The 26,864-nt window shown below is 73.6% G+C and carries 27 protein-coding genes and 6 tRNA genes (1 of these 33 cut by a window edge); 11 read left to right on the forward strand and 22 right to left on the reverse strand.

The genetic code is table 11. The annotated features are described in order from the left end of the window. Positions 1–77: 77 nt before the first annotated feature. From ruvA to pgsA, 10 genes are all read right to left on the reverse strand, one after another. Positions 78–689: a Holliday junction branch migration protein RuvA gene (ruvA, locus tag IE329_RS20945; protein ID WP_190212480.1), complete on the reverse strand. Its 612-nt coding sequence runs from the start codon at positions 687–689 to the stop codon at positions 78–80. After that, complete coding sequence (gene ruvC, locus IE329_RS20950; RefSeq protein ID WP_073921492.1) at positions 686–1,267, reverse strand: crossover junction endodeoxyribonuclease RuvC; 582 nt, start codon at positions 1,265–1,267, stop codon at positions 686–688. Before ruvC ends, ruvA begins: the two co-directional genes overlap by 4 nt. A gap of 142 nt (positions 1,268–1,409) precedes the next feature. Next, a complete protein-coding gene (locus IE329_RS20955) occupies positions 1,410–2,168 on the reverse strand; it encodes a YebC/PmpR family DNA-binding transcriptional regulator (RefSeq protein ID WP_190212481.1) in 759 nt (252 codons plus the stop codon). Positions 2,169–2,247: 79 nt separating this feature from the next. After that, on the reverse strand, positions 2,248–2,880 hold the full coding sequence (pdxT, locus tag IE329_RS20960; protein WP_190212482.1) for a pyridoxal 5'-phosphate synthase glutaminase subunit PdxT: 633 nt from the start codon (positions 2,878–2,880) through the stop codon (positions 2,248–2,250). Between the two features lie 89 nt (positions 2,881–2,969). Then, on the reverse strand, positions 2,970–3,881 hold the full coding sequence (pdxS, locus tag IE329_RS20965) for a pyridoxal 5'-phosphate synthase lyase subunit PdxS (RefSeq protein ID WP_073921495.1): 912 nt from the start codon (positions 3,879–3,881) through the stop codon (positions 2,970–2,972). A 136-nt stretch (positions 3,882–4,017) separates the two neighbouring features. After that, entirely contained in the window at positions 4,018–4,518 is a 501-nt protein-coding gene (locus tag IE329_RS20970) for a hypothetical protein (protein WP_073921496.1), read from the reverse strand. Positions 4,519–4,592: 74 nt separating this feature from the next. Beyond that, entirely contained in the window at positions 4,593–4,961 is a 369-nt protein-coding gene (locus IE329_RS20975; RefSeq protein ID WP_190212483.1) for a 5-carboxymethyl-2-hydroxymuconate Delta-isomerase, read from the reverse strand. Positions 4,962–5,113: 152 nt separating this feature from the next. After that, positions 5,114–6,301 (reverse strand): glycosyltransferase family 4 protein, encoded by a 1,188-nt coding sequence (locus tag IE329_RS20980; RefSeq protein ID WP_190212484.1) that lies wholly within the window; start codon positions 6,299–6,301, stop codon positions 5,114–5,116. A 20-nt stretch (positions 6,302–6,321) separates the two neighbouring features. After that, positions 6,322–7,299, reverse strand: coding sequence for a phosphatidylinositol mannoside acyltransferase (locus IE329_RS20985; RefSeq protein ID WP_190212485.1), 978 nt, complete (start codon positions 7,297–7,299; stop codon positions 6,322–6,324). Beyond that, complete coding sequence (gene pgsA / locus IE329_RS20990) at positions 7,296–7,955, reverse strand: phosphatidylinositol phosphate synthase (protein ID WP_190212486.1); 660 nt, start codon at positions 7,953–7,955, stop codon at positions 7,296–7,298. The genes IE329_RS20985 and pgsA overlap by 4 nt, the downstream gene beginning before the upstream one ends. A 275-nt stretch (positions 7,956–8,230) precedes the next feature. Between pgsA and IE329_RS20995 the strand changes: the two genes are divergently transcribed. Next, a complete protein-coding gene (locus IE329_RS20995) occupies positions 8,231–10,294 on the forward strand; it encodes an elongation factor G-like protein EF-G2 (RefSeq protein ID WP_190212487.1) in 2,064 nt (687 codons plus the stop codon). A gap of 283 nt (positions 10,295–10,577) precedes the next feature. Further along, the gene (locus tag IE329_RS21000) at positions 10,578–11,354 is read left to right on the forward strand and encodes an LPXTG cell wall anchor domain-containing protein (protein WP_190212488.1); all 777 of its coding nucleotides are present in this window, start codon (positions 10,578–10,580) and stop codon (positions 11,352–11,354) included. Here IE329_RS21000 and IE329_RS21005 read toward each other — a convergent pair. Continuing rightward, on the reverse strand, positions 11,323–11,835 hold the full coding sequence (locus IE329_RS21005; RefSeq protein WP_190212489.1) for a thiol-disulfide oxidoreductase DCC family protein: 513 nt from the start codon (positions 11,833–11,835) through the stop codon (positions 11,323–11,325). The genes IE329_RS21000 and IE329_RS21005 overlap by 32 nt on opposite strands. 195 nt (positions 11,836–12,030) lie before the next feature. Between IE329_RS21005 and IE329_RS21010 the strand changes: the two genes are divergently transcribed. Continuing rightward, positions 12,031–13,680 (forward strand): hypothetical protein, encoded by a 1,650-nt coding sequence (locus tag IE329_RS21010; RefSeq protein ID WP_190212490.1) that lies wholly within the window; start codon positions 12,031–12,033, stop codon positions 13,678–13,680. A gap of 94 nt (positions 13,681–13,774) precedes the next feature. Here IE329_RS21010 and IE329_RS21015 read toward each other — a convergent pair whose 3' ends face one another. The 4 genes from IE329_RS21015 to IE329_RS21030 form a co-directional block, all read right to left on the reverse strand. Next, the gene (locus IE329_RS21015) at positions 13,775–14,335 is read right to left on the reverse strand and encodes an HIT family protein (RefSeq protein ID WP_073921501.1); all 561 of its coding nucleotides are present in this window, start codon (positions 14,333–14,335) and stop codon (positions 13,775–13,777) included. Between the two features lie 91 nt (positions 14,336–14,426). Further along, positions 14,427–16,403 (reverse strand): threonine--tRNA ligase, encoded by a 1,977-nt coding sequence (thrS, locus tag IE329_RS21020; RefSeq protein ID WP_190212491.1) that lies wholly within the window; start codon positions 16,401–16,403, stop codon positions 14,427–14,429. 156 nt (positions 16,404–16,559) lie between these two features. Beyond that, entirely contained in the window at positions 16,560–17,717 is a 1,158-nt protein-coding gene (locus tag IE329_RS21025) for a hypothetical protein (RefSeq protein WP_229927624.1), read from the reverse strand. Positions 17,718–17,751: 34 nt separating this feature from the next. Continuing rightward, entirely contained in the window at positions 17,752–18,342 is a 591-nt protein-coding gene (locus IE329_RS21030; RefSeq protein WP_373311245.1) for a DUF4365 domain-containing protein, read from the reverse strand. 239 nt (positions 18,343–18,581) lie between these two features. Between IE329_RS21030 and IE329_RS21035 the strand changes: the two genes are divergently transcribed. Beyond that, the gene (locus tag IE329_RS21035; RefSeq protein WP_190212492.1) at positions 18,582–19,349 is read left to right on the forward strand and encodes a 3'-5' exonuclease; all 768 of its coding nucleotides are present in this window, start codon (positions 18,582–18,584) and stop codon (positions 19,347–19,349) included. Between the two features lie 127 nt (positions 19,350–19,476). On the opposite strand, the gene IE329_RS21040 is transcribed toward IE329_RS21035, so the two are convergent. The 3 genes from IE329_RS21040 to IE329_RS21050 form a co-directional block, all read right to left on the reverse strand. After that, positions 19,477–19,548 (reverse strand) — tRNA-Val (locus tag IE329_RS21040). Between the two features lie 211 nt (positions 19,549–19,759). Beyond that, positions 19,760–19,831, reverse strand: a tRNA-Val gene (locus IE329_RS21045). Positions 19,832–19,905: 74 nt separating this feature from the next. Continuing rightward, positions 19,906–20,406: a TIGR02611 family protein gene (locus IE329_RS21050; RefSeq protein WP_190212493.1), complete on the reverse strand. Its 501-nt coding sequence runs from the start codon at positions 20,404–20,406 to the stop codon at positions 19,906–19,908. Between the two features lie 195 nt (positions 20,407–20,601). Here IE329_RS21050 and IE329_RS21055 point away from each other — a divergent pair, with 195 nt between their 5' ends. Further along, the gene (locus IE329_RS21055) at positions 20,602–21,015 is read left to right on the forward strand and encodes an SsgA family sporulation/cell division regulator (protein ID WP_030056266.1); all 414 of its coding nucleotides are present in this window, start codon (positions 20,602–20,604) and stop codon (positions 21,013–21,015) included. A gap of 353 nt (positions 21,016–21,368) precedes the next feature. After that, positions 21,369–21,938, forward strand: coding sequence for a CGNR zinc finger domain-containing protein (locus IE329_RS21060; RefSeq protein WP_190212494.1), 570 nt, complete (start codon positions 21,369–21,371; stop codon positions 21,936–21,938). 74 nt (positions 21,939–22,012) lie between these two features. On the opposite strand, the gene IE329_RS21065 is transcribed toward IE329_RS21060, so the two are convergent. Continuing rightward, positions 22,013–22,495 carry a hypothetical protein gene (locus IE329_RS21065; RefSeq protein ID WP_190212495.1) on the reverse strand — a complete coding sequence of 161 codons (483 nt, stop codon included), beginning with the start codon at positions 22,493–22,495 and terminating at the stop codon, positions 22,013–22,015. A 109-nt stretch (positions 22,496–22,604) separates the two neighbouring features. Here IE329_RS21065 and IE329_RS21070 point away from each other — a divergent pair, with 109 nt between their 5' ends. Beyond that, positions 22,605–23,105 carry a DsbA family protein gene (locus IE329_RS21070; protein ID WP_190212496.1) on the forward strand — a complete coding sequence of 167 codons (501 nt, stop codon included), beginning with the start codon at positions 22,605–22,607 and terminating at the stop codon, positions 23,103–23,105. Positions 23,106–23,112: 7 nt separating this feature from the next. On the opposite strand, the gene IE329_RS21075 is transcribed toward IE329_RS21070, so the two are convergent. From IE329_RS21075 to IE329_RS21085, 3 genes are all read right to left on the reverse strand, one after another. Continuing rightward, positions 23,113–23,955, reverse strand: coding sequence for a GNAT family N-acetyltransferase (locus tag IE329_RS21075; RefSeq protein ID WP_190212497.1), 843 nt, complete (start codon positions 23,953–23,955; stop codon positions 23,113–23,115). 204 nt (positions 23,956–24,159) lie between these two features. Further along, positions 24,160–24,975 (reverse strand): aminotransferase class IV, encoded by an 816-nt coding sequence (locus IE329_RS21080; protein WP_190212498.1) that lies wholly within the window; start codon positions 24,973–24,975, stop codon positions 24,160–24,162. 134 nt (positions 24,976–25,109) lie between these two features. Beyond that, entirely contained in the window at positions 25,110–26,159 is a 1,050-nt protein-coding gene (locus IE329_RS21085; protein WP_190212499.1) for a chorismate-binding protein, read from the reverse strand. A 318-nt stretch (positions 26,160–26,477) separates the two neighbouring features. Between IE329_RS21085 and IE329_RS21090 the strand changes: the two genes are divergently transcribed. From IE329_RS21090 to IE329_RS21105, 4 genes are all read left to right on the forward strand, one after another. Then, positions 26,478–26,550: transfer RNA gene (locus tag IE329_RS21090), tRNA-Gly, on the forward strand. A gap of 40 nt (positions 26,551–26,590) precedes the next feature. Then, positions 26,591–26,664, forward strand: a tRNA-Cys gene (locus IE329_RS21095). Positions 26,665–26,697: 33 nt separating this feature from the next. Then, positions 26,698–26,769, forward strand: a tRNA-Val gene (locus IE329_RS21100). A 40-nt stretch (positions 26,770–26,809) separates the two neighbouring features. Further along, positions 26,810–26,864, forward strand: a tRNA-Val gene (locus IE329_RS21105) (it continues 117 nt past the right edge of the window).

Raw genomic sequence — 26,864 nt, forward strand, 5'->3', positions numbered from 1 at the left:
CGGCCCGACCGGAAAGGTCGACACGTCGACCGGCCGGGGCCCGGGCCGGCGGCCCGGGAGCGGTCGCCGGACGGGGTTCAACGAGTCCGGTTCAAGGTCCGCAGCGCGGCCTTCAGCAGGGCGCCGATGTCCGGCGAGGACTGCATCTCGGCCTCCGGGGTGACGGCCGCGACCGCGTCCTCGGCCTCCCGCGGAGCGTAGCCGAGACCGACCAGGGCGGCCTGCAGCTGCTCGCTCCACGGCGCCGGGCCGGCCGCGAGCGGCTTCTGCGCGGGGACGCTGCCGTGCGGGGCCCCGAGCTTGTCCTTGTACTCCAGGAGCAGTTTCTGCGCGCCGCGCTTGCCGATCCCGGGCACCGCCATCAGGGCCTTCTCGTCACCGGTGGCCACCGCCAGGCGCAGCGCGTCCGGACTGTGCACGCCGAGCATGGCCTGGGCCAGCCGGGGGCCGACACCGCTGGCGTTCTGCAGCAGTTCGAAGGTGGCGCGCTCGTCCTCGTCGGCGAAGCCGTAGAGCGTGAGGGAGTCCTCCCGGACCACGAGCGAGGTGGCGAGCCGGGCCGGCTCGCCGAGCCGCAGCGCGGAGAGCGTGGTGGGCGTGCACTGGAGGGCGAGGCCCACGCCGCCGACCTCGACCACGGCGGTGCCCGTGGAGAGGGCCGCGACCTGGCCCTGGACGAACGCGATCACGGGCGGTGCTCCTGTCGGACGGCGGGGCGGGCGGCGGCCCGGACGACGGCGGCGGCGGACCGCGCAGGCGGCGCCTTGGCCACCGCGGCGGCGATCCGGCCGGCGGCGGCGCCGCGCCAGATGTGGCAGATGGCGAGCGCCAGGGCGTCGGCGGCGTCGGCGGGCTTGGGCGGGGCGTCGAGCCGCAGCAGGCGGGTGACCATGGCGGTGACCTGGGCCTTGTCGGCGCGGCCGGAGCCGGTGACCGCCGCCTTGACCTCGCTGGGGGTGTGCAGGGTGACCGGGATGCCGCGCCTGGTCGCGCAGAGCATGGCGACCGCGCTGGCCTGGGCGGTGCCCATCACCGTCCGGACGTTGTGCTGGGCGAAGACCCGCTCGACGGCGACCATGTCCGGCCGGTACTCCTCCAGCCAGGCCTCTATGCCCTGCTCGACGAGCAGCAGCCGGGGCCCGATCTCGGCGTCCGCCGGGGTGCGCACCACGCCGACGCCGGCCATCTTCAGCGGGCGGCCCGGCGCGCCGTCGACCACGCCGACACCGCACCTGGTCAGCCCGGGGTCCACTCCCAGTACCCGCACGTCGTGCCCGCCTCTCCAAGACCACCCGAAGGGTATCGGGCACCGCTGACAACGAACCGGCCGGACACACCCCGGGCCGGCCGGGACGCACTGCGCCCGGTGGTCCCACGGACCACCGGGCGCGGCTGCGGGGCCTTCGGCCCTACTCGGCGTCGAGCTCGGCGCCCACGGCGTCCGGGATGTCGAAGTTGGCGAAGACGTTCTGCACGTCGTCGCTGTCCTCCAGCGCGTCGATCAGCTTGAAGATCTTGCGGGCGCCGTCGGCGTCCAGCTCGACCTGCACGCTGGGCACGAAGTTGGCGTCGGCCGAGTCGTAGTCGATCCCGGCGTCCACCAGCGCGGTGCGGACCGCGACCATGTCGGTCGCCGCGCTGATCACCTCGTAGGTGTCACCGAGGTCGTTGACCTCCTCGGCGCCGGCCTCCAGGACGACCTCGAAGACCTTGTCCTCGTCCACGCCGTCGGCCTTGGGCACGATGATGACGCCCTTGCGGGTGAACATGTACGACACCGAACCCGGGTCGGCCATGTTGCCGCCGTTGCGGGTCATCGCGACCCGGACGTCGGAGGCGGCGCGGTTGCGGTTGTCGGTGAGGCACTCGATGAGCACCGCGACGCCGTTGGGACCGTAGCCCTCGTACATGATGGTCGAGTAGTCGGCCCCGCCGGCCTCGGCACCGTCGCCGCGCTTGACGGCGCGGTTGATGTTGTCGATCGGGACCGAGCTCTTCTTCGCCTTCTGGATGGCGTCGTACAGCGTCGGGTTGCCCGCCGGGTCGCTGCCGCCGGTGCGCGCCGCCACCTCGATGTTCTTGATCATCTTGGCGAAGAGCTTGCCGCGCTTGGCGTCGATCACGGCCTTCTTGTGCTTGGTGGTAGCCCACTTAGAGTGGCCGGACATCGCCAGCTCCTTTACGTCGCCAAAAGGGAAATGAACAGGAGAGATCTTACCGGTGCCGCAGTGCGGCGGGGGCACCGGTTCAGCGCGCGGCGGCTTCGACCATCCGCACGAAGTACTCGTGCACCCGGTGGTCGCCGGTCAGCTCGGGGTGGAACGAGGTTGCCAGCAGGTTGCCCTGACGGACCGCCACGATCCGGCTCTCCGGACCGTCCGCCGCCGACAGCTCGGCCAGCACCTCGACGCCCGCGCCCACGGCCTCGACCCAGGGGGCGCGGATGAAGACGCCGTGCACGGCCTCGCCGGCCGGGCCCTCGCCCTCGATGCCCTTGAAGGCGATCGCGGACTCGAAGGACTCGTTCTGGCGGCCGAAGGCGTTGCGCCGCACCGTCATGTCGATGCCGCCGACCGTCTCCTGGTCGTCCCGGCCGTCGAGGATCTTGTCGGCCAGCATGATCATGCCGGCGCAGGACCCGTAGACCGGCATCCCGGCGGCGACCCGCTCGCGCAGCGGCGCCATCATCCCGAAGGCGAGCGCCAGCTTGGACATGGTGGTGGACTCGCCACCGGGGATCACCAGCGCGTCGACCTCGGCGAGCTCCTCGGGGCGGCGCACCGGGCGCGCCAGGGCGTCGGCCTCGGCAAGCGCGATCAGGTGCTCGCGGACGTCGCCCTGCAGGGCCAGGACGCCGATGACTGGAGTACGGCTCGACACGGTTGCTACCTCTTCAGAATTCTCGTACGGACGACGCACGACGGCCCGCCGCGCTCCGTGAATCCGCGCGGCGGGCCGTCGGGCAGGGACTACCAGCCGCGGTTGGCGTACCGCTCGGCCTCGGGCAGGGTGTCGCAGTTGATGCCGACCATGGCCTCGCCCAGGCCGCGCGAGACGTCCGCGATGACCTTCGGGTCGTCGAAGAAGGTGGTGGCCTTCACGACGGCGGCGGCGCGCTTGGCCGGGTCGCCGGACTTGAAGATGCCCGAGCCCACGAAGACGCCCTCGGCACCGAGCTGCATCATCAGGGCCGCGTCGGCCGGGGTGGCCACGCCACCGGCGGAGAACAGCACGACCGGGAGCTTGCCCAGCTGCGCGACCTCCTTGACCAGCTCGTACGGCGCCTGGAGGTTCTTCGCGGCGACGAAGAGCTCGGTCTCGTCGAGGGTGGTGAGGCGCTTGATGTCGGCGCGGATCTGGCGCATGTGGCGGACGGCCTCGACCACGTTGCCGGTGCCGGCCTCGCCCTTGGAGCGGATCATGGCCGCACCCTCGGCGATCCGGCGCAGGGCCTCGCCCAGGTTGGTGGCGCCACAGACGAAGGGGGTGGTGAACGCCCACTTGTCGGAGTGGTTGACCTCGTCGGCCGGGGTCAGCACCTCGGACTCGTCGATGTAGTCCACGCCGAGCGCCTGGAGGACCTGGGCCTCGACGAAGTGGCCGATCCGGGACTTGGCCATCACCGGGATGGAGACGGCGTTGATGATGCCGTCGATCATGTCCGGGTCGGACATCCGGGCCACGCCGCCGTCCTTGCGGATGTCGGCGGGGACCCGCTCCAGGGCCATGACGGCCACGGCGCCGGCGTCTTCAGCGATCTTCGCCTGCTCGGCGTTGACCACATCCATGATCACACCGCCCTTGAGCTGCTCGGCCATGCCGCGCTTGACCCGGGCGGTACCGATCTGCGGCTGGTCTGCGGTGATGGGGGTGGTGGACACGTGAGACCTCACTCGAAGATGAAAGTGCTATCGCCTTATGTTAGGCGGACATGGGCCCGGCCCCATGCGCCACCAAGTCCATGCGGGCTTGCGGGATACGACAAACAGGCCGAAGCCAGGCGGGCCCTGCGGCCACCTAGGCGGGGGCTCCCTCGGGGGTCAGTGCGAGCGGAGGGGCGTCGTCCATTTCGAAGGCCATCGGGAACGGCGCCTTCCCCGCAAGGCGGAAGTAGCGCACCAACCGGTGCTCGCGCACCGCGCGGGCGGCCCGGACGGCGTCGTTGTGGAAGCGCCTGGCCATCGGCACCCGGCGGACGGCGGCCGTCAGATCCTTCACAGCTTCTTCACCGCCGGGGGCCGCGACCAGCACCGCGAGCTGCTCCGGCTCGGCGAACACCGCCCGCAGCGCCAGGCTCAGCTCGCTCTCCGCCACCTCGCGGTGCTCGTCCTCGGACTGCCTCGCCGAGTGCGAGGCCTCGTAGAGCAGCAGCGAGGCCGCCGGGTCCAGCAGGCCCGAGGTCGCCAGCTCCAGCGTCACCGAGGCCCGCCGGACCAACTGGGCGTCCAGCGCCGCACGGGCCGCGTCGATCCGGGCGTGCAGCCGGTCGAGGCGCCCCGCCGTCCAACTCAGGTACATCCCGCACAGCACCACGGCCACGGCCGCCCAGATCCAGGTAGTCACGGGGCGCAACGCTACCGGGTGCCCGCCGGTCAGCCGTCGAGCGTGGTGCCCCGGTAGCTGTCACTGTCCATGTCGACCACCTTCACCGCGGTGTGCAGGCGACGGCCCGGCGCCGCCGGCAGGTGCTCGGCCAGCAGCGCCAGCACCGCCTCGGTGAGCCCCGCCTTCGCCTCCGGGCTGCGCCCGGGGAAGATCTGGAAGTCCACCAGGACGAGGTCCTGGCCCTCGGCCCGCTCCCCCACCACGACGGTCTCGTCGGCCCGGCGGAAGCGCGTCTTGCAGCCGTCCGGGGCGACGGTGAGGAACTTCACCGCGAGCTGGTTCAGGGCCAGGCCGAGGGCCCGGCGGTCGAAGGCGTCCGCCAGGTTCGCGGAGTAGTCGACGGAGATCTGCGGCATCTGGGCCTCCGGGCTCGGACGGGCGTGGGTGACGGCGCCCGCCGTCCGACGGGCCCCCGGCACACCCTAACCAGCGCGCGGACCGGACCGGCCCGGGCCCCGCACCGCCACCGCCCGCCCGGTCCGTTCGGGCCGGCCCGCCCGGGCCGCGCTCAGTCCCGGGCCAGCCCCAGCCGGCCGCGCCAGCCCGTCCGCTCGTCCTCCACCCGCACCACCGCGGCCGTACCGTCGGTGACCGTCTCGTACACCGCCAGGATGTCCGCGCCGACCGTCGACCAGTCGAAGCGCCGCACGTGCCGCGAGGCCGCCTTGCGCAGCTCCTCCAGCCTGCCCGGGTCGCCCAGCAGCCGCAGGGCCGCGACGGCCAGCGCGTCGGCGTCCTCGACCGGGAACAGCTCCCCCGCGTCACCGCCGTCCAGCACCTGCTTGAACGCGTCCAGGTCGCTCGCCAGCACCGGCGCACCGGCCGACATCGCCTCGACCAGGATGATCCCGAAGCTCTCGCCGCCGGTGTTCGGCGCCACGTACAGGTCGACGCTGCGCAGCAGCCGGGCCTTCTCCCGGTCGCTGACCATGCCGAGGAACTCCACCTGGGCCCGGACCTCGGGGGCGAGGCCGGCCACCGCCTCCTCCTCGTCGCCCTTGCCGGCCACCAGCAGCCGCACGCCGGGGCGCTGCGCCAGGATCTTCGGCAGGGCCGCCAGCAGGGTCGGCAGACCCTTGCGCGGCTCGTTGATCCGGCCGATGAAGCCGATCGTGCCGGGCTCGCCGTCCGCCGCGCCGCCCGTCCAGCGGTCGTCCGGCTCGGCCTCGGCGAAGAAGCCGACGTCGACGCCGTTGGGGATGACCACCGCGTCGCCGCCCAGGTGCTCGACCAGGGTGCGCCGGGCGTACTCGCTGACCGCGATCCGGGCCCGCATCTTCTCCAGGCCGGGCTGCAGGATCGGCGAGGCCGCGATCATCGCCCGCGAGCGCGGGTTGGAGGTGTGGAAGGTCCCCACCATCGGGCCGGTGGCCGACCAGGCCGCCAGCATCGACAGGCTCGGCGAGGCCGGCTCGTGCACGTGCAGGATGTCGAAGCGCCCGTCGTTCAGCCAGCGCCGCACCCGGGCCGCCGACAGGATGCCGAAGCTGAGCCGGGCCACCGAGCCGTTGTAGGGCACGGCCACCGCTCGCCCGGCCGAGACCACGTACGGCGGCAGCGCCTCGTCGTCCTCGGCCGGCGCCAGCACCGAGACCTGGTGGCCCAGCGCGATCAGGTGCTCGGCGAGGTCCCGGATGTGGAACTGCACGCCGCCGGGGACGTCCCAGTCGTACGGGCAGACGATGCCGATCTTCACCAGGTTCCTCTCACGCTGCTTCAGGGCCCGGCCGGCTCGGCGGCCGGCTCGGTACCGGGGGCGGGCACCGGCGCGGCCGGCTCGGCCGGCTCGGCGGCGGCGGGCTCGCGGACCGCCAGGTCGGCCAGCCAGAGCCGTTGCAGCATGTGCCAGTCCTCGGGGTGCTCGCGGATGCCCTCGGCCCAGACGTCGGCCGTCGACTGGACCATCGCCGCCGTCCGCGCCTTCGGGTCGTCGCCGGCCGGCGGCAGCACCTCGGGGTGGATCCGGGCCCGCATCACCGGGCCGTCGTACCAGAGCGTCACCGGCAGCAGCGCGGCCCCCGTGCGCAGGCACAGCGCGGCCGGGCCGGCCGGCATCCGGGTGGCCTCCCCGAAGAAGGTCACCTCCACGCCGGCCTCCGAGAGGTCCCGGTCCCCGACCAGGCAGACCAGCTTGCCGGCCCGCAGCCGCCGGGCCAGCGTGCCGACCACCGACACGTCGCTGCCGGTCAGCGGCAGCACCTCCATGCCGAGGCTCTCCCGGTACGCCACGAAGCGCTCGAACAGCCGCTCCGGCTCCAGCCGCTCGGCGACGGTGGTGAACGGGTACCCCACGTGCGAGGCCACCCAGGCGCCGGCCAGGTCCCAGTTGCCCATGTGCGGCAGCGCTATCACCGACCCGCGCCCGGACTCCATCGCCGCGGTGAGGTGCTCCAGGCCCTCCACCGCCATGCTCCGGGCGATCCGCTCCCGGCTCCACACCGGCAGCCGGAACGACTCCATCCAGTACCGCAGGTAGGAGCGCATGCCGGCCCGGGAGAGCTCCCGCAGCCGGGCCTCGTCCGCGTCCGGGCGCACCCGCAGCAGGTTGGCCTCCAGCTGCAGCACCCGCTTGCCCCGCTTGCGCCAGGCCGCGTCGGCGATCTGGTCGAACAGCCCCGCGGCCGCCCGCTCCGGCAGGTGCTTCAGTGCCGCCCAGCCCAGCGCGTACGCCGAGTAGACCAGTCGGTCCTTCACGCCGTCCCCCGACTCCCCGCCTCCAGGCGGTCCGCCTCGAACGCCTCCCTGCGCACGGTCAGCATCCGCTGGAACACCGTCACCAGGCTCCCCGCGGCCACCACCCAGAGCGCGAACGGCAGCAGCCACTCGACGTACGGCACCCCGAAGGTGTGCAGCCCCGCGACACCCGCCGCGACCAGGCTGATCACCAGCCGCTCGGCCCGTTCCACCAGCCCCGACACGTCGCACGGCAGGCCCTGGCTCTCCGCCCGGGCCTTGGTGTACGAGACCACCAGGCCGCTCGCCAGGCAGAAGACCGCCACCGCGCAGAGCAGGTTGTTGTCGCCCTTGCCCGCGTACCACATGGCCAGTCCGCCGAAGATCGCCGCGTCCGCGACCCGGTCCAGCGTCGAGTCCAGGAACGCGCCCCACTTGCTGGTACGGCCCAGCTGGCGCGCCATGTTCCCGTCGACCAGGTCGGAGAAGATGAACAGGGTGATCGTGATGGTGCCCCAGAAGAACTCCCCGCGCGGGAAGAACACCAGCGCACCGGCGACCGAACCGGCCGTCCCGATCAGCGTCACGGCGTCCGGGCTCACGCCCAGGCGGATCAGGAAGGCGGCGAACGGGGTCAGGACACGTGTGAAGAAGGCACGCGCGTATTTGTTGAGCATGGCCTTCCGGACCGCTCCGATCTCACCGGTGTCCGCCGAGGGCCGCGATCCGCGGCAGGCGGCCGAGTGGATCAGCCCACCCGGCTGACCCATGGTATCCACGCCCGCCACGCACTCCCGCGCACCGCACCGGCGAGCAGGCTTTCGGCCCAACTGTCAACTACTCAAAGCTCTTCGGCGGGCACACGGGGTGATCGCCCGGCTCCACCGCACGCGCCCGCGCGGGTACCGAACCTAGACTTGGAGCCGTCCGTCGCCACGGGAGGAGAACCCCGATGCCCGACCGCGCCACGGTACGAACGAGGCAGGCGCCGCCCGTCGAACGCCCCGAGCAGCTGCGCAACGTCGTCCTGATCGGCTGCAGCGGCGCCGGCAAGACCACCCTCGCGGAGTCCCTCGCCCTCGCCGCCGGTGCCGTCACCCGGGCCGGCCGGGTCCCCGACGGCAACACCGTCTCCGACCACGAGGAGATCGAGCACAAGCAGCAGCGCTCGGTGCAGCTCGCCGTCCTGCCGCTCGAATGGCGGGGCACCAAGATCAACCTGCTGGACCCGCCCGGCCACCCCGACTTCGCCGCCGAACTGCGCGCCGCCCTGCACGCGGCCGACGGCGCCGTCTTCGTGGTCTCCGCCACCGACCCGGTCACCGCCCCCACCCGCGCCCTGTGGCGCGAGTGCGCCGCCGCCGGCATCCCCCGGGCCGTCGCCGTCGCCAAGTTCGACATCGCCCGCAGCGGCTTCGACGAGATCCTGACGGCCTGCCACGACGCCTTCGGACTGGGCCCCGACACCCTGCGCCCGCGCTACCTCCCGCTGCACCACGACGGCCGCCCCACCGGCTCCCTGGACCTGCTCACCGGCCGCGGCTACGGCGACGACGGCCCCGCCCCCGAGCCGACCCCGGAGAGCGCCGCCGCCCGGGAGAGCCTGGTCGAGGCCATCTCCGGGCAGGATGACACCCTGATGGAGCGCTACCTCGCCGGCGAGGAGCTGGACGCCGACGCCCTCGCCGACGGGCTGCGCCGCGAGGTGCTCGACTGCGCCCTGCACCCCGCGCTGGCCACCACCGAGAACGGCTTGGGCGCGGCGGAACTCCTCGACCTGATCGCCACCGCCTTCCCCGACCCCACCCACCGCCGCCCGCCGGCACCCGACTGCGACCCCGACGCGCCCCTCGCCGCCCAGGTGATCCGGATCACCGGCGACGCCTACGTCGGCCGGATCAGCCTGGTCCGGATGCTCGCCGGCACCCTGCGCCCGGACACCCACGTGGAGATCACCGGCCCGGACGGCCGCGAACCCGCCGAGGAGCGCGTCACCACCCTCACCAGCCCGTTCGGCAAGCAGCAGCACCCCGTCCCGCACGCCCTGCCCGGCGACCTCGTCTGCGTCGCGAAGCTCGGCTCCGCCCGGGCCGGCGACACACTCAACGACCCCGGCCACGGCGCGCCGCTCGACCCGTGGCCGCTCGCCGAGCCGCTGCTGCCGGTCGCCGTCGAGGCCCACAGCAAGGCCGACGACGACAAGCTCTCCCAGGCCCTCACCCGGCTCACCGCCGAGGACCCCGCCCTGCGGCTGGAGCAGAACGCCGACACCCACCAGCTGGTCCTGTGGTGCACCGGCGAGGCGCACGCCGAGGTCGTCCTCGACCGGCTGCGGGGCCGGCACGGCGTGCACGTCGACACCGTCCCGCACCGGGTGGCCCTGCGGGAGACCTTCGGCACCGCCGCCGCCGGGCACGGCCGCCTGGTCAAGCAGTCCGGCGGCCACGGCCAGTACGCCATCTGCGACCTGGAGGTGGAACCGCTGCCGGCCGGCTCCGGCTTCGAGTTCCAGGACCGGGTGGTCGGCGGCAGCGTGCCCAAGCACTTCATCCCCTCCGTCGAGAAGGGCGTCCGGGCGCAGCTGGCCAAGGGCGTCAGCACCGGCCACCCGCTCACCGACGTCCGGGTCACCCTGGTCGACGGCAAGGCCCACTCGGTGGACTCCTCCGACTCCGCCTTCCAGAGCGCGGCCGCCCTCGCCCTGCGCGACGCCGCCGGGAACGCGGTGATCCGGCTCCTCGAACCGGTCGCCGCCGTCAGCGTGCTGCTGCCCGACGACTTCCTCGGCGCCGTGCTCGGCGACCTCTCCGCCCGCCGCGGCCGGGTCCTCGGCACCGAGATCGGCGGCCCCGGCCTGACCCTGCTGCGCGCCGAGGTCCCCGAACTCGAACTCGCCCGCTACCCCGTGGACCTGCGCTCGCTCACCCACGGCACCGCCGAGTTCTCCCGGGCGCACCTGCGCCACGAGCCGATGCCCGCCGCGCTGGCGGCCAAGGTCGCCGCCGGGGAGCCGTAGGGCCTGTCCGGACGGCGACCGGCAGGAGGCCCGGCCGGACGGGGACCGGGCCGGAGGGGCGTCCTGGCGGGGCGCCCCTCCGGCCCGCCGCGGGCGGTACCGGCGGCCGTTCCGGGCGGTACGGGCGGCGGCTGCGGCGGGGCCGGGAGTCCGGTAGCGAAACGTTATGCCGGGGGTGTGACGCCTGGGGCGGCAGTGGCGCTGAAGGACGTGAGACGGCCCCGAACGGTCCCCCCGGACCGGCTCGGGCCCTCACCCCCACTCCTGACAGCGAACGGTAACCATGCGCGCTTCCTTCACCACCCGCGCCGCCATCACGGCGGCGGCGGCCGGTCTCCTGCTCCTCCCCGCGGCGCCGTCGGCCCTCGCGAGCACCGGCACCACCTACACCGTCCCCGTCCACCAGACCGTCCCCGTCACGGCCGCCGGGTTCGGCGAGCACGAGACGAAGTGCGGGACGATCGGCACCGACCAGGACGGCTGGCACTTCGTGCTTCCCGGCAACTCGACGGACTTCGTCAAGCTGACGGTCGCCTTCGACAACGGCACGCCGCAGGTCGTCACCGTGTTCGGGCCGCCCACCACCAAGCACGCCTACGTCGCCTCGGCTCCGGGCGCCAAGCTCACCTCGGCCAGCGCCGAGGTGAAGGGCGGCGAGGTGAAGTGGTTCAACCTCTCGCACACCTGCCCGGCCGTCAGCTCCTCCCCCAGCCCCAAGCCGTCCACGCCCGTGCCGTCCACCTCCACCTCGCCCGCGGCCACCTCCCCCGCGGCGACCGTGTCCCCGAGCGCCACCACCTCGGTGACGCCCTCGGGCTCCGCCTCCGCCTCCACCGGTGTCCCGTCCGGCCCGGCGGCCACCGCCGCCCCCTCGACCGGCTCGACGGTCGACGCGGCCGCCGGCGGCTCGCCCTCGCCCACCGCCTCCACCGAGGCGACCGGTTCCGGCAGCCTGGCCTCGACCGGCGCCAACGTCGGCCTGACCGTGCTCGCCGCGCTCGGGCTGGTCGGCGCGGGCTCCGTCCTGGTCATGCGCCGCCGTCAGGCGGGCCGGCACTGACCTGATCGCACCGGACGGTGCCGGCGGCACCGCCGCCGCCACCGCCGCCGGGGCGGGCCCGCGCGCGCAGCGCCCGGGCCCGCCCCCCGCCCGCCATCAGGCCGCGGTGCGCCGCCACCCAGCGGTACACCGCGGCCGCCACCGGCCGCACCGGCGCCAGCGCCAGCGCACCGCCCAGGTACGCCCACACCCCGCCGGAGCGCATCAACAGCCGCGCCACCGCCTGTGCGCCGGCGTGCACCCGCCCGTCCGGCGTCACCCAGAGCACCTCCCGCTCGGCCCGCTCCCGGGTCACCTCACCCCGCCCGCCGGCCCGGGCGTCCAGCTCCGCCAGCGCGGCGAACTGGAACGGCACCGCCTCCCAGCCGCCCGAGGCCAGGGTCTGCCGCAGATACCGCTCCGCCACGTTCACGCAGGTCGTGCAGAAGGCGCAGTCCCCGTCGAAGACCAGCACCGGATCCCTCGTCACCGCTCGGCTCATGACCCGATCGTCCCCCATCCGGACGCAGCCGGGGCACCGGAACCGCCGTCCGAGGATCGAAGCGGCCCGATCCGGGGAAACATGCCGGAACGGCCGGTACCCGACGTTGCGTGACAACTGTTCAGACGATCACCCGCGCGGCGGCACCGGGGCACGGTAACCTGCCGCTGACAAGGGGAGGAGGGCACACCACCCGTGACCAAACTCGACATGACCCCGGGCGCGCAGATACCCCGTACGGACGCGGGCCCGCAGACGGCGGTCACCCAGGCGCTCTCCTCGGTCGCGTACCGCGACTCGGACCTCACGGCCTTCGAGGACGTCCAGCCCGGCAAGATCAAGGGCGGCCGGTTCAAGCTGCTGCGGCCCAACCTGGGCGAGGCCTTCAGCAAGGCCGTCGTCTCGCGCACCCTCGGCGCCAAGCGCAATCCGCTGGTGCCCTCCTTCGGCGTCGACGCCCGGATGGTCGTCCAGCACTGCCTGGCCGCCCAGGAGCTGCGCGACGCCCGGGACCGCAAGCTCATGATCGTGACGCTGGTCAGCGGCCTGCTCTTCCTGCCGGGCACCCTGCTCTGGCTGGCCGCCTTCCAGATCCGGGCCTGGCTCAAGAAGGACGCCTCCGGCCGGCAGGACATCTACGGCACGCTGGTGCTGGCCGGCGTCGGCCTGATCGCCGTGCTGCTCGCCGTCCGGCCCCCGGTCACCGGCCTGTGGGCGCTGTACTTCCGGGTGATGACGCTCGCCCCCGTGGCCGGCTGGTTCATCGCCAAGCGGATCGTGCTGCGCAGCACCGAGGACCTCCGGGCCCGCTGGCTCGGGCTGGTCGAGGGCAACGGCCCCGCCGCGACGGTGCCCAAGGCGGTGCCGCGCGACGACATGGACAAGAAGGCCGCCACCCTCAAGGCCCAGCTGGGCCGGCTGGAGGCCGAGCAGGAGACCAACGTCCACCACTACGCCGGGCCGAAGGGCCTGCTCGGGGCCGGACGGCGCTGGGGCTCCTGGGACGTCAGCGCCGAGCTGAAGCCCGCCGAGGGCCACCCGGACTTCCGGACCTTCCACACCTGGGACCTCGCCCGCAAGATCGGCGAGCGGCTGGGCGGGCTGGGCCGCAGCGAGGTGGCGAACGGCGGCATGCCGGCCTACTCGGTGAACCACTGGGTGATCCAGCACATCCCGGAGGGCGCCGACGAGATCGGCCGTCCCGGCGGCGCCAGCATGGACGGCGACGGTTTCGTGATGCGCGACCACGCCGTCCAGGAGATCGCCAACAAGCAGACCTTCGGCCAGAGCGGCCCGCGCCACGCGGTGGCAACCCAGTTCGTGCTGCACCAGGGGCAGCTGATCTCGACCGTGCTGGTGGAGATCGTCGTACTGTCCAACATCCTGCAGATCACCGTCTCCGGGTACGCCCTGGGTCCGGTGCACGGCATCTTCACCGGCAAGCCCAAGCCCAAGGAGCTGACCCGCCAGAAGACCGGCAAGTTCTGGGAGGAGGAGACCGTCCAGCTGCCGCTCATCGACAACGACGAGGTCATCCGCCAGGCCCTGCGGGCGCCCTTCATGCGGGCCCCCGTGCTGCTCGGCTGGCTGGGCGGCGGGATGGGCCTGCCGGAGCCGTTCGGGCTGCGCTCGGCCTGGGTGACCAAGACCTGGGCGAGCCGGGACAAGAGCGACGACGTGCTCCGCAGCGCCACCCCGGTGGTCTCGGCGGTCACCGCGGCGCTGGTCGACTTCCTGGACGAGCACGACATCGACACCAGCCGGTTCAGCAACCGGGTGGGCATCCTGAAGTCCGAGCTGCAGAGCGTGCGGCCGTTCCTGTTCGACGAGTACCCGGCGGGCTGAGCCCGCACGACGGCGGGGCCCGTACCGGTGCGTCCGGTACGGGCCCCGCCGTCGTGTCCGGCCGACGGCCCGCAGGCCGGCTGCCGCGGCCGGGTCAGCCCTGCGGCCAGGCCTCGGCCAGCATCTTGCGGGTGTCGGCGAGCAGCTGCGGCAGCACCTTGGTGTGGCCCACCACCGGCATGAAGTTGGTGTCCCCGCCCCAGCGCGGCACCACGTGCTGGTGCAGGTGCGCGGCGATGCCGGCACCCGCCGCCGTGCCCTGGTTCATCCCGATGTTGAAGCCGTGCGCGCCCGAGGCGGCGCGCAGCGCGGTCATCGCCTTCTTGGTGAAGACCGCGAGCTCGTCGGTCTCGGCCGCGTCCAGCTCGGTGTAGTCGGCCACGTGCCGGTACGGGACGACCATCAAGTGGCCGCCGTTGTACGGGTACAGGTTGAGCACCGCGAACACCGCGGTGCCGCGGGCGACGACCAGCCCCTCCTCGTCGCTCAGCGAGGGGATCGAGCAGAACGGGCAACCGTCGTCCGGAGCCGGGCCGGTGGGCTTGTTCTCGCCCTGGATGTAGGCCATCCGATGGGGGGTCCACAGGCGGCGGAAGCCGTCCGGCTCCCCGACGCCCCGCTGCAGTTCCGGCTCACTCGTCATGCTGATCAGCATATTCGCCGAGGGCCGCTTGCAAAGCAGTGCGGGGCAGACTCGTGGAGTCCGCCCCGCACCGCTCACCGCGCCGGTGTCACCACCGGGCGCGTCACACCTGGATCCGGCGCTCCACCGCGTCCACGATCTCGGCGATCGCGTCGGCGACGGGCACGCCGTTCTTCTGCTCACCGTTGCGGTAGCGGAAGGAGACCGCGCCGGCCTCGATGTCCTCGTTGCCCGCGATCAGCATGAACGGGAACTTCTGCTTCTGGGCGTTCCTGATCTTCTTCTGCATCCGGTCGTCGGAGGCGTCCACCTCGACCCGGATCCCGCGCTTCTTCAGCTCGGCCGCGACCTCCTGGAGGTACGGCACGTGCTCGTCGGTGATCGGGATGCCGACCACGGTGACCGGGGCGAGCCACGGCGGCATGGCGCCGGCGTAGTGCTCCAGCAGGACCGCGAAGAACCGCTCGATCGAGCCGAACAGGGCCCGGTGGATCATGACCGGGCGCTGGCGCGAGCCGTCCGCCGCGGTGTACTCCAGGTCGAAGCGCTCCGGCAGGTTGAAGTCCAGCTGGATGGTGGACATCTGCCAGGTGCGGCCGATCGCGTCCTTGGCCTGGACGGAGATCTTCGGGCCGTAGAAGGCCGCGCCGCCCGGGTCCGGCACCAGCGGCAGGCCCTGCTTCTCGGCCACCTTGCGGAGGACCTCGGTGGCCTCCTCCCACGCCTCGTCCGAGCCGACGAACTTCTCCGGGTCCTTGGTGGAGAGTTCGAGGTAGAAGTCGGTGAGGCCGTAGTCGCGCAGCAGGTCCAGGACGAAGGTCAGCGTCGAGTCGAGCTCGTCCGCCATCTGGTCACGGGTGCAGTAGATGTGCGCGTCGTCCTGGGTGAAGCCGCGGGCCCGGGTCAGGCCGTGCACCACGCCGGACTTCTCGTACCGGTACACGGTGCCGAACTCGAAGAGGCGCAGCGGCAGTTCGCGGTAGGAGCGGCCGCGCGCGTCGAAGATCAGGTTGTGCATCGGGCAGTTCATCGGCTTGAGGTAGTAGTCCACGCCCTCGTCGAGCTGCATGGGCGGGTACATGCCGTCCGCGTACCAGTCGAGGTGGCCGCTCTTCTCGAAGAGCTTCCCCTTGGTGGCGTGCGGGGTGTAGACGAACTCGTAGCCCTCCTGCTCGTGCCGGCGGCGCGAGTAGTCCTCCATGGTGCGGCGGATGATGCCGCCCTTGGGGTGGAAGACGGCGAGGCCGGAGCCGATGTCCTCGGGGATGGAGAAGAGGTCCAGCTCGTTGCCGAGCTTGCGGTGGTCGCGCTTCTCGGCCTCGACCAGGAAGTCCAGGTGGGCCTTCAGCTCGTCCTTCGACGGCCAGGCGGTGCCGTAGATGCGCTGCAGCATCGGGTTCTTCTCGCTGCCGCGCCAGTAGGCGGCCGCGTTGCGCATCAGCTTGAACGCCGGGATCTGCCGGGTGCTCGGCAGGTGCGGGCCGCGGCAGAGGTCGCCCCAGCACAGGTCGCCGGTCTTGGCGTCCAGGTTGTCGTAGATGGTCAGCTCGGCGCCGCCCACCTCGACGTTGGAGCCGTCCTCGGCGGAGGCGGAGCCCTTGAGGCCGATCAGCTCCAGCTTGTACGGCTCGCCGGCCAGCTCCTCGCGGGCGGCGTCGTCGGCGACCACCCGGCGGGAGAACTTCTGCCCGCGCTTGATGATCTCCTGCATCTTCTTCTCGATGGCCTTGAGGTCATCGGGGTGGAACGGCTTCTCGACGTCGAAGTCGTAGTAGAAGCCGTCCTTGACCGGCGGGCCGATGCCGAGCTTGGCCTCGGGGAAGAGCTGCTGCACGGCCTGCGCCATCACGTGCGCGGTGGAGTGGCGCAGGATGTCCAGGCCGTCCTTGCTGCCGATCTCGACGGGCTCGACCTCGTCGCCGTCCTGGACGGCGTAGGCGAGGTCCTTGAGCGCGCCGGCGACCCGGGCAGCGATGATCGAGCGGTCGTCGGCGAAGAGCTCGGCGGCCGTCGTGCCCGTGGTCACCACGCGCTCTTCCCGATCGGGTTCGCGGTTGATGATTACCCGGACGTCCGTCACCGGTCTCTCCTGACGTGCTGGAAGCGTGAGGCGCAGCACTTCACTGCGCGTTCACGATGGTACCGAGAGCGGCGACCGCCTCGCGCACCCATATACCCGTTCCGGTGCCCGCGGCGGCCGCGACCGCCGCAACGGCTCGGGCCCGGGGCCCGCCGCTCAGTCCTGGCCGCCCTCCCCCAGCGTCTTGAGCAGCCGCTCGCGCTCGGCGTCCTCCAGCCGGACGAGCTCCAGGCCGTGCGGCCGGGCCAGCCTGCGGAAGCCGCCGCGCCGCTCCAGCCGGCCGCCGACCCGGACCGGGACCCCGGTCAGGTGGGCCTCGGCGGCCAGCCGGTAGTCACGGTCGTCCAGCCGGACCTTGACCTCGGCGACCTCGGCGCCGCTGAGCACCCGCAGCCGTACCGACCCGGGGCCGGCCGGGCCGCCGCGCTTGAGCCGCACCACCACACCGACGACGGTGACCGCCACCGCGGGCTCGATCCGCTCCAGCAGTTCGGCGGCCTCCTCCAGGGCCGGCAGGTCGCCGGGGGAGAACTCCAGCGCGATCCGCCGGTCGCCGAAGCCGCCCGGGGTGCCGACCGCGGCCGACCAGGCCACCGAGACCTGCGCGGCGGTGGCTCCGCGGACCAGCAGCTGGACGGCCTCGACCAGTTCGCGGCTGACGCCGCTCTGCACCGCGTTCTCGAAGGCCTCCAGCCCGCCGCTGACCCGCCGGTAGTCGACCGCGTCTCGCATCGCCTCCAGCGCCCGGACCAGCGTGGTGACGGCGGCCCGGCCCTCCGGGGCCGGGGTGTAGGCGGTGAGGCCGCCCGCCGTGGCGGGCCCGACCACCAGGGCCCGCTGCACGAAGTCGCCGGCCCAGCCGTCCAGCCGGGCGCCGAAGTAGGCGGCCCTGGTGCGGGCGGCCTTGGCGGCGGCGGAGAGCATCGCCCGGGCCGCCTCGTGCAGCCGCTCCTCGCCCTCCCAGGTCACCGCGCCGGGCACGCCGGGCTGTTCACGGCGCCACTGGATCTCGTCCCCGGGCACGGTGAGCGCCAGCAGGATCGAGCGGGCGGAGGGGGTGTGCGAGCGGGAGAGGGCGGTCACCGCGTCGGCGAGCAGGTCCACCGCGTCGTCGAAACCGCCGCCGGCCGGCACCAGCACGCTGGTGCCGGGGTCGCTGTCGCCCGGCGGGGTCCAGCGCCCGTAGCGGGCCGTCGGGCCGCCGCGGCGCACCCAGCCGTGCCGGGCGAGCAGGGTGGCCAGCACCGCCGGGTCGACCGCCGCGGGGTCCGGCAGCGCCGGCGCCCCGTCCTCGGACATCCGGGTACCCGTCATGTGTCGGTTCCTCCCAGCCGGGGGCGCCGGCCGGTCACGGGCTGCCGCCCGCGCCGACCCTCGCCATGATCTCGCACAGTGCGCGGTCGTCGAAGACCTTGGCCACCGGCACCCGCACGTTGGTCCGCCGCTGTCCGGTGACCGGGTGGCCGGCCAGGTTGACCCAGTAGCAGCAGTGCCGCAGCTCCAGGGCGTCCGGCCGGGCCTGCAGCCACTGGTCGACCTGGCGCGGCAGCAGCATGACCACCAGGATCTTGGGCACCGCCACCTGCGCGCGGGCCAGTTTGCGCAGGTGGGCGTTGTCGAGCGTGAAGCTGAAGTGCGGCCCGGCGGGGGCCGCCGCGATCTGCTGGGTGGCCTTCAGCTGGATCTTGACGGTGACCTCGTCGTCGACCGTGTGGGCCGGTGAGCCGTGGCTGACCTGCCAGTCGATCCCGTTGTCGGGGAAGGGCTGGGAGAGCGAGCAGCCGGCCGCCGCCGCGACCGCGTGCAGGTAGGCCACCTGCAGCGTCTCCATGCAGGCGGTGGTGGCCAGGTTGCCGCGCGGCACGGCCGGCGTCCCCCCGGGCCGGGCCGGGCCGCCGGACTGCGTCGTGTCCCCGGACTGCGGTTGCGTCAGCGCCACGGCTCCCGCCTCCCCCACCTCGGCGCGCGGCGTCCCGCCCCGTTCGGACGGACCACCACCGGGATCATCCCCGAGGAGCCCGGCGGCAAACGGGTTGAGGGCCCGTCAGAACGGGGTATCACCTGGACAGGACGAGACCGGGCGGGGCGAACCGCCGGTCCTCGGCGGTGCGCCCGCCCGGTCTCGCCGGCTCCGGCCGGCCGTCCGCATCTCCTGAGGGCAGTACCTGAGGGGCGGTTATGCAGCAGCAATGGTTCACGGGCCCGCTCGCCTCCTTCGACACCGAGACCACCGGCGTGGACGTCGAGACCGATCGCATCGTCTCGGCCGCCCTGGTGGTCCAACTCGCGCCCGGCGCCGTGCCGCAGGCCACGACCTGGCTGGCCGACCCCGGCGTGCCGATCCCGGACGGCGCCCGCGCGGTGCACGGCATCACCGACGAGCGGGTCCGCGCCGAGGGCCGGCCGGCCCGGACGGTGGTGGCCGAGATCGCCCGCGCGCTCGGCGAGCAGGCCCGGGCCGGCACCCCGGTGGTGGTGATGAACGCGCCGTACGACCTGACGCTGCTGGACCGCGAGTTGCGCCGGCACCGGGACGTCACGCTGGCCGACTGCCTGGGCCCGGCCGAGCTGCTGATACTGGATCCGCGGGTGCTCGACAAGCACGTCGACCGGTACCGCAAGGGGCGCCGCACGCTGACCGACCTGTGCGCCCACTACGGGGTCGAGCTGACGGGCGCGCACGACGCCGCGGCCGACGCGACGGCCGCCATGGGCCTGGTCCGGATCCTGGCCGCCCGCTACCCGGGGGCGCTCGGCGCGCTCGGTCCGGCCGACCTGCACCTGCGGCAGCGGGTCTGGCACGCGGCGCAGGCCCGCGGGCTGCAGAACTGGTTCGACCGCTCGGGCACCCCGGAACGGGTGGACCTGTCCTGGCCGTTGCGCCCGCTGCGGTGCGCCTGCGGCCGGCGGCTGTCGCCCGAGCACCGCTGCGAGGCGGCGGCGTGACGCCGTGCCCCTCGGGCGGCGGCGGTCCGGCGGCCCCGTGACGGTGCCGCCGCATGCGACAGGCCCCGACCGGAGAACCGGTCGGGGCCTGTGCGCTGCCGGTTGTCAGACAACCGTGCTGTCCGGGTGGGCGATACTGGGATCGAACCAGTGACCCCTTCGGTGTGAACGAAGTGCTCTCCCGCTGAGCTAATCGCCCGGGCAACGAGAAGAAGACTAGCACCATTCGAGGGCCGCCCCGCAACCCGCCCGCCCTCCGGCAGCTGTCGGACCCGCAGAACTCGGGCGCCGCAGGGAAGATGACTGCGCCTCAGCCGGATTCACCGCCGGCGGAACGGGATTATCGGTAAAAGACGTGGAGCCCCGGCCATTTAATGGCCGGGGCTCCACGTCTCACCAATGCATTCCGGTGGGCGATACTGGGATCGAACCAGTGACCCCTTCGGTGTGAACGAAGTGCTCTCCCGCTGAGCTAATCGCCCGGGTGCAGGGAAAACATTACCGCATCCCGAAGGCTGCTCCGAACACCCCTCGGCGGTCCGGCCGGGCGGACCGGTCAGCCCAGGTTCCAGGGCATGGTCAGCCCGTACTTCCAGAGGTACCAGCCGCCGAGCCCGGCGATCACGACCAGGCCGACGGCCGTCAGCGTGAGGTTGCGGCGCCGGACCCTCGGGTCCATCGCCTTCTGCGCCGCCTCGGACACCTTGCGCCTGGTCCAGCGAAGGGCCAGCTGGGCCCAGACGAACTCGGTCGCCCAGATGCCCATGCCCAGGAAGATGACCACCCAGCCCGGCCCGGGGAGCGGCAGCATGACCACGCCGAGCACCACCACGGCGAGGCCGACCAGGAAGATCACCACCTGCCAGCTCAGGTGCAGCGGCCTCGACCGCCGGATGAAGTGCGGGGCCCTGGACCCCAGCGGCCGGCCCCCGTCCTGCCCGTCCGGCGCACCCTGCCCGGCCCCCGTCCCGTCCTGCCCGTCCGGCGTGCCCCGCCCGGCCCCCGTCCCGTCCTGCACGGCCTCACCCGTTCCCGTGTTGTCGCTTCGTACAGCCATGCCAGGAAACTAGCCGAGACGACCGGCCGGTAATCGGTCGCCCTCCGCACCGAGCCGATTCCGCAATGCGCCGGAAGGGGTACGACTCGCCCTCGAATCGGGACAGAGGGGTTTACATCGGTCTTGGAGGTGGGATGGTCCGTTCGCCGACGTGCGATTCCCCGAGCGCACACTGAGCGAAAGGCCATGGCGCTTATGAACACCACGGTCAGCTGCGAGCTGCACCTGCGCCTCATCGTGTCCAGCGAGTCCTCGCTGCCCGTCCCCGCGGGCCTGCGCTACGACACCGCCGACCCCTATGCCGTGCACGCCACCTTCCACACCGGTGCCGACGAGACCGTGGAGTGGGTGTTCGCCCGAGATCTCCTTGCGGAGGGGCTGCACCGACCCACCGGTACCGGCGACGTCCGGGTCTGGCCCTCGCGCAGTCACGGGCAGGGAGTGGTCTGCATCGCCCTGAGCTCTCCGGAAGGAGAAGCCCTGCTGGAGGCCCCGGCCCGGGCGCTTGAGTCCTTTCTCAAGCGCACGGACGCCGCCGTGCCCCCCGGCACCGAACACCGCCACTTCGACCTCGACCGGGAGCTGTCGCACATCCTCGCCGAAAGCTGACCCCGCCGCAGGACGCCACCCCGCCGCATCGCGGGGTGACACCCCCCTGCCGTACCGCGGCCGTCCTACTCGGGGGCACGGCCGCACGACCCGCCGCGCACGTCGCGGCCTCGGGGCCGGGTCCCCGGTCCGTACCCTTCCAGGGGCGGACCGGGGCTCCGGAAGCACCCGGCACCGGCACCGGCCGCCCTCACGGGTGGCCGGCCGGTCTGCCGGGTGCCCGGGCGTCCGGGCGCGTCCCGGCCGCCGCCCGCTCCGCGGGAGCTCCCCCGCCGACGCCGCCGCCCGGTAAGGTCTGGGGTGACAGTCGACGCGGGTGGCCGAGCGCCGCCCGCCGCGCGAGGAGCCCCCACGTGCTGATCACCCATGACACCGAGTGCGCGCTGAGCATTCTGGTCGAGCTCCTCAACACCTCGCCGGACGCCTGCGGCAGCGAGCAGCTGACGGACGTGGCCGCGCTCGACGCCTTCGTGGTGCGCCAGGAGATCAGCGAGATCGACTCGCTCACCCCCGCCGACCTGCGCGCCGTCCAGCAGTTGCGCGCCCGGCTGCGGGAGGTCTTCTCGGCCGGTTCCACCGACGAGGCCGCCGAACTGGTGAACGCCGTGGTCGCGGCCGCCGGCACGACGCCGCGGCTGACCAACCACGACCACCACGGGTGGCACATCCACTACTTCGCGCCGCACGCGGCCCTGGGCGACCACCTGGCGGCCGAGCTCGGGATGGCGCTCGCGTTCATCGTGATGGCCGGCGAGCGGGAGCGGTTGCGCAACTGCGAGGCACCGGACTGCGCGCGGGTCTTCGTCGACCTCTCCCGCAACCGCTCACGCCGCTACTGCGACAGCCGGACCTGCGGGAACCGCCTGCACGTCGCCGCCTACCGGGCCCGCCAGCGCTCGGCCGAGACGGTGCCCAGCGCCTGAGCCCGCGCCCGCGCCCGCCGCGGGCTCCGGTCGGCGAGGCCCCGGGTTCCCGCGCACCGGGCCCGGCCGGCCGCTCAGATGCCGCGCCTGCGGAGAATCTCCTCGACGTCGGCGAAGTCGCCGAGGCCGTCGTCCGGCGCGGCCTGCTTCGGACGACCCGGTGCCTTCGCGCTCCCGCCCGCCGTCGGCCGGGCTCCGGCGACCGCCGGGCGGGCCGGCCCGGCGCCGGCCGCCGTGGGCGCGCCGGGCGCCGGCGCGGCGGCCTCAAGCCGGCGGCGGGCCACCCGGCGGCTGCCGAGCAGGAGGGCGGCGGAGAGGGCGAGCAGCGCGATCCCGGTCCACACCCGGGGGTCGAACACCAGCTGGGTCGCCCAGTCGGCGATCTCCCCGCCGATCGTCCGGGCGACCGGGAAGAGCCCGGTCAGGTAGAGCCCGGCCGGCAGCAGTGCCACCGCGAACCACCGGGTGGCCGCGAGGTACCGGCGCCGGTACGCGGTCAGGCCCGCGACGGCCACCCCCGCCGCCGTCAGCGTGAAGGCCACCGCCGCGGTCAGCACGGCTGCCCGGTCCCGCGCTCGTCGGTCCTGGACATCGGGGGCCTCCCGTCCGCGTCGCCCGGCGCGCACCGCTCCCTGGCGGGGCGCCCACTAGTGGAACACTGGGGGAATGATCGATGGTTCCCTCCCCCGGCTGGAGTTCTGGTGCGAACTCCAGTGCCCGGACTGCCGCACCGCCCTTGACGACGTCCGAGCCCTGCGCGCCGAGTACGGCGACGCCCTGCCGGTGGAGCTGCGGCACTTCCCCCTGGAGAAGCACAAGCACGCGTACGCCGCCGCGCAGGCCGCCGAGGAGGCGTTCGCCCAGGGCCTCGGCTGGCCGTACGTGGAGGCCCTGCTCGCCCGGGTCGACGAGCTGGGGACCCGCGGCGAGGCGCTGCTGGTCGAGGTGGCCCGGGAGACCGGCCTGGACGCCGAGGAGGTCGAACTCGCGCTGATCGACGGCCGGCACACCCTGATCGTGGACGCCGACCAGGCCGAGGGGAAGGCGATCGGGGTGAGCGGCACCCCGACCTACGTGATCGCCGGGCAGCGCCTGGACGGCGGCGCGAGCCAGGACGGCCTGCGCGCCAGGATCGTCGAGATCATCGGAGGGCGACAGGCCTCCTGACCCGCCGTCAGCAGAGCGGCTTGCCGAACACCCGGTTGGTGACGGCGTAGCCGAGCGAGGTGTAGAGGCCGACCGCCACCTCGTTGCCGCTGAACACGTTGAGGCCCAGGTCGCGGACCCCCGCGGCCAGGCACTCGCGCTCGGCCAGCAGCATCAGGGTGCGGCCGTGGCCCCGGCCCCGGCGGTCCGGGGCCACCTCCACGGTCATCACCCAGGCCAGCGGCCGGCCGTCCGGCAGGTCGCGCTGGCGCAGGGCCACCCAGAGGCTGCCGAGCAGCCCGCCGTCGGCGTCGTACAGCTGCCGCAGGGCCACGCCGGGAGTCGCGTGGCCCTGCGGCAGCAGGTACGCGTGGTCGGCGTCCGACTTGGCCCGGGCCTGCTCCTCGGTCAGCCCGGAGGTACACAGGTCGTGCAGGTAACCGGCCTTGGCCTCGGCCAGCCAGGCCGGGTAGCCCGCGGCGTCGACCGGACGCGCGACGAGCCCCGGCGGGAGCGCGACGCCGACGGTCAGGCTCTTGGCCATGTTCCGCATCCGCTCGGTGTACCCGAGCACCTCGGCCAGCCGGCGGGCCGCCGTCGCCGTCTCCGGGACGTCGGCGTCCACCCGGCTGCAGCCCCAGCCGCGGAGCACCTCCTCGGCGGCGAGCGCGCCGACGGTGGCGCGCCCGCGCCGGAGCCCCTCGCGGACCTCCAGCTCGGAGATGTTCCCCCAGGTCTGGTCGCCGCGCGGGGTCGCGGTGGTGCGCAGGGCGCCGACCGGCCGGCCGTTGGCACAGATCTGCCAACGCCGGGTGCGGCCGCCGCCCGGGGCCGGGGCTTCGGGGCTCTCCGGACGCAGCGTGGTGGTCATGCCGAGGCCCTTTCCCCGCCGCCCGGCGGTTGTACCCCGCGCGGCGCGCCGAGAACGCCGGGCCGGGGCCGACGGCGCGTTGCCGGGGCCCGGCGGCGCCCGCCCGGCGGCCGGGGGCGCTCGACCGGCCGGGTGCGCTCGGGCGACCGGGTGGGCTCCGGCGACCGGCGGGGCTCAGGCCGGGTGCGCTCGGGCCGGGTGCGCTCAGGGGTCAAGGTCGTCGGCGCTCCGCTCGGCGAACCGGATCATGGCCTTGGCGGTGACCGGGCCGGGGCCGGACAGCTCCCGGCCGTCGATCCGGGTGACGGCCTGGACGTCCCGCAGGGTCGAGGTCAGGAAGACCTCCTCGGCCTCCGCGAGCACGGACAGCGGGAGATCGGTCTCCTCCGCGTCGCACCACTCCACGACCAGCCGGCGGGTGATGCCCGCCAGGCAGCCGGAGGCGAGGGTGGGCGTGAGCAGCCGGCCGCCGAGGACGACGAAGACGTTGGAGCCGGTGCCCTCGCAGAGCTGCCCGGCGGTGTTGGCGAACAGCGCCTCGGTGGCGCCCTCGCGGTGCGCGGCGGCCAGGGCGACGACGTTCTCCGCGTACGAGGTGGTCTTCAGGCCCGCCACCGCGCTGTGCTCGTTGCGCCGCCACGGGACGGTGACCACGGCGGTGGTGTCGGCCCGGCGGGCGGCGGTGCCCAGCGCGACCACCAGGCTGGTGCCCTGGTCGCCGCGCTCCGAGCCGAGCGGCGAGGTGCCGCCGGTGTAGGTGACCCGCAGCCGGCCGAGCGGCATCGGGTTGGCGGCCACGACCTGCTCGCAGGCCTCCCGGACCAGGTCCTGGTCGGGGTCGGGCAGTCCGAGGCCGCGGGCGGAGCGGGCCAGCCGCTCCAGGTGGCGGGTGAGGGCGAAGAGCCGGCCGTCCTCGGCCTTGACGGTCTCGAAGACGCCGTCTCCGACAGTGAGTCCGTGATCGAGCACGGAGACGGTGGCGGCGTCGTTGTCGACCAGTGAGCCGTTGACCCAGATCATCGGTGGCTGCTCCTCGGGCAGGACGGGTGGGGGGTGTTGCGCTGCCGGGGCCGCCCGTGGGCGGCCCCGGTGGGGCACGGGCCCCGACCGGCCCGGATCGGCCGGAGCCGGCCGGCCGGGATCAGCCGGCCGGATCAGGGAGTGCCCTGGCCAGACGCTATCGCGACCAGGCGGGCGGCCTTGAGTTCGGTCTCCGCCCACTCCCGGGCCGGGTCGGACTCCCAGGTGATGCCGGCGCCGGTGCCGAAGCGCAGGACGGGCACCGCGGCGTCCGTCCGGTCGATCCAGAACGTCCGGATGCCGACCGCGAGTTCGCCCTCGCCGCGGTCCGCGTCGACCCAGCCGACAGCACCGCAGTAGGGCCCGCGCGGCGCCCGCTCCAGGGCCTCGATGATCCGCAGGGCGCTGGACTTGGGGGCGCCGGTCACCGACCCGGGCGGGAAGGTGGCGCCGAACAGCTCGGGCCAGCCCGCGCCCTCGCGCAGCCCGCCCTGGACGGTGGACACCAGGTGGACCAGCCCGGGGTGCTTCTCCACCGCACACAGGTCGGGGACGGTGACGGTGCCCGTCGCGCAGACCCGGCCGAGGTCGTTGCGGACCAGGTCCACGATCATCACGTTCTCGGCGTGGTCCTTCTCCAGCAGGTCGTGCTCGGTGCGGCCGGTGCCCTTGATCGGCCCGGAGGAGACGGTGCGGCCGTCCCGGCGCAGGTAGAGCTCCGGCGAGGCGGTGGCTATCTCGACGCCGTGCGCGGGCAGCCGCAGGGTGCCCGCGTAGGGCGCCGGGTTCCCGTGCGCGAGCAGTCCGGTGAGGGCGTCGACGTCGCTGCGGCCCGGGTCGGGCAGCGGCGCGGAGAGCACCCGGCAGAGATTGGCCTGGTAGACCTCGCCGGCCGCGATGTGGTCGCGGATCCGGCGCACGCCGGCCGTGTAGGCGTCCCGGTCGAGCGAGCTGTGCCAGCTGTCGGGGCTCGGGCCGCGCCAGCCCTCGGTGCGGGGCGGGGCGGGGGCCGGGCGGACGTCCTCGAAGCGGGCGCAGGTGAGCCGGCCCTCGAAGTCGTACGCGACGGCCCAGAACCCGGCGGAGTCGAGTGCGGCCGGGTCCGAGGTGACGTCACGCAGCCCGGTGGCGAGGCGGCCGCCGAAACGGGCGAGCGGGCTGAGGGGAAGGGCTGGGCCGGACACGGTGCTCCTGCGCGGATTCGGTGCTGTGCCGCGCGGTGGTGGAGCGCGGCGAAGAGGTGGTCTGCGGTGCCTGAAGTGTAGGTCGGGGGGCGCGCGGGGCGCGGGCGCGCCCGGCGGACCGGCGCCGGGCGCCCGGTGGCGCGAGCGGACGCGGGCGTCGGCCGGGAGGGTCCGGACGGGCTGACGGAGCACCACCTGGGGAGCATCCCCGCGGCACGCTGCGGGAACGGATTTTTAGCTGGCCCGGTAATCCGCTAGAGTTCAACACGTCGCCAGGGAGCGCAGCCGAAGAAAAGCGGTGAAGCCCCCGGGAGACAGGCGGACGTGGCTCAGTTGGTAGAGCATCACCTTGCCAAGGTGAGGGTCGCGAGTTCGAATCTCGTCGTCCGCTCGATGAAGGACAGTGTAAGATCGTCCTTCGAGTGTTGCCTGGTGGAGTGGCCGAGAGGCGAGGCAACGGCCTGCAAAGCCGTCTACACGGGTTCAAATCCCGTCTCCACCTCCAAGAGGTGCCCCTGGTTCGCCGGGAGCCCTCCCCGCGCGATTAGCTCAGCGGGAGAGCACTACCTTGACACGGTAGGGGTCACTGGTTCAATCCCAGTATCGCGCACTCGATCCCCTCGGGGTTCGCCGTAGTACCGCCTCACCAGGCGCGATTAGCTCAGCGGGAGAGCACTACCTTGACACGGTAGGGGTCACTGGTTC

It is taken from the genome of Kitasatospora indigofera, assembly GCF_014655955.1.
GTDB classification, from domain to species: Bacteria; Actinomycetota; Actinomycetes; order Streptomycetales; family Streptomycetaceae; genus Kitasatospora; species Kitasatospora indigofera.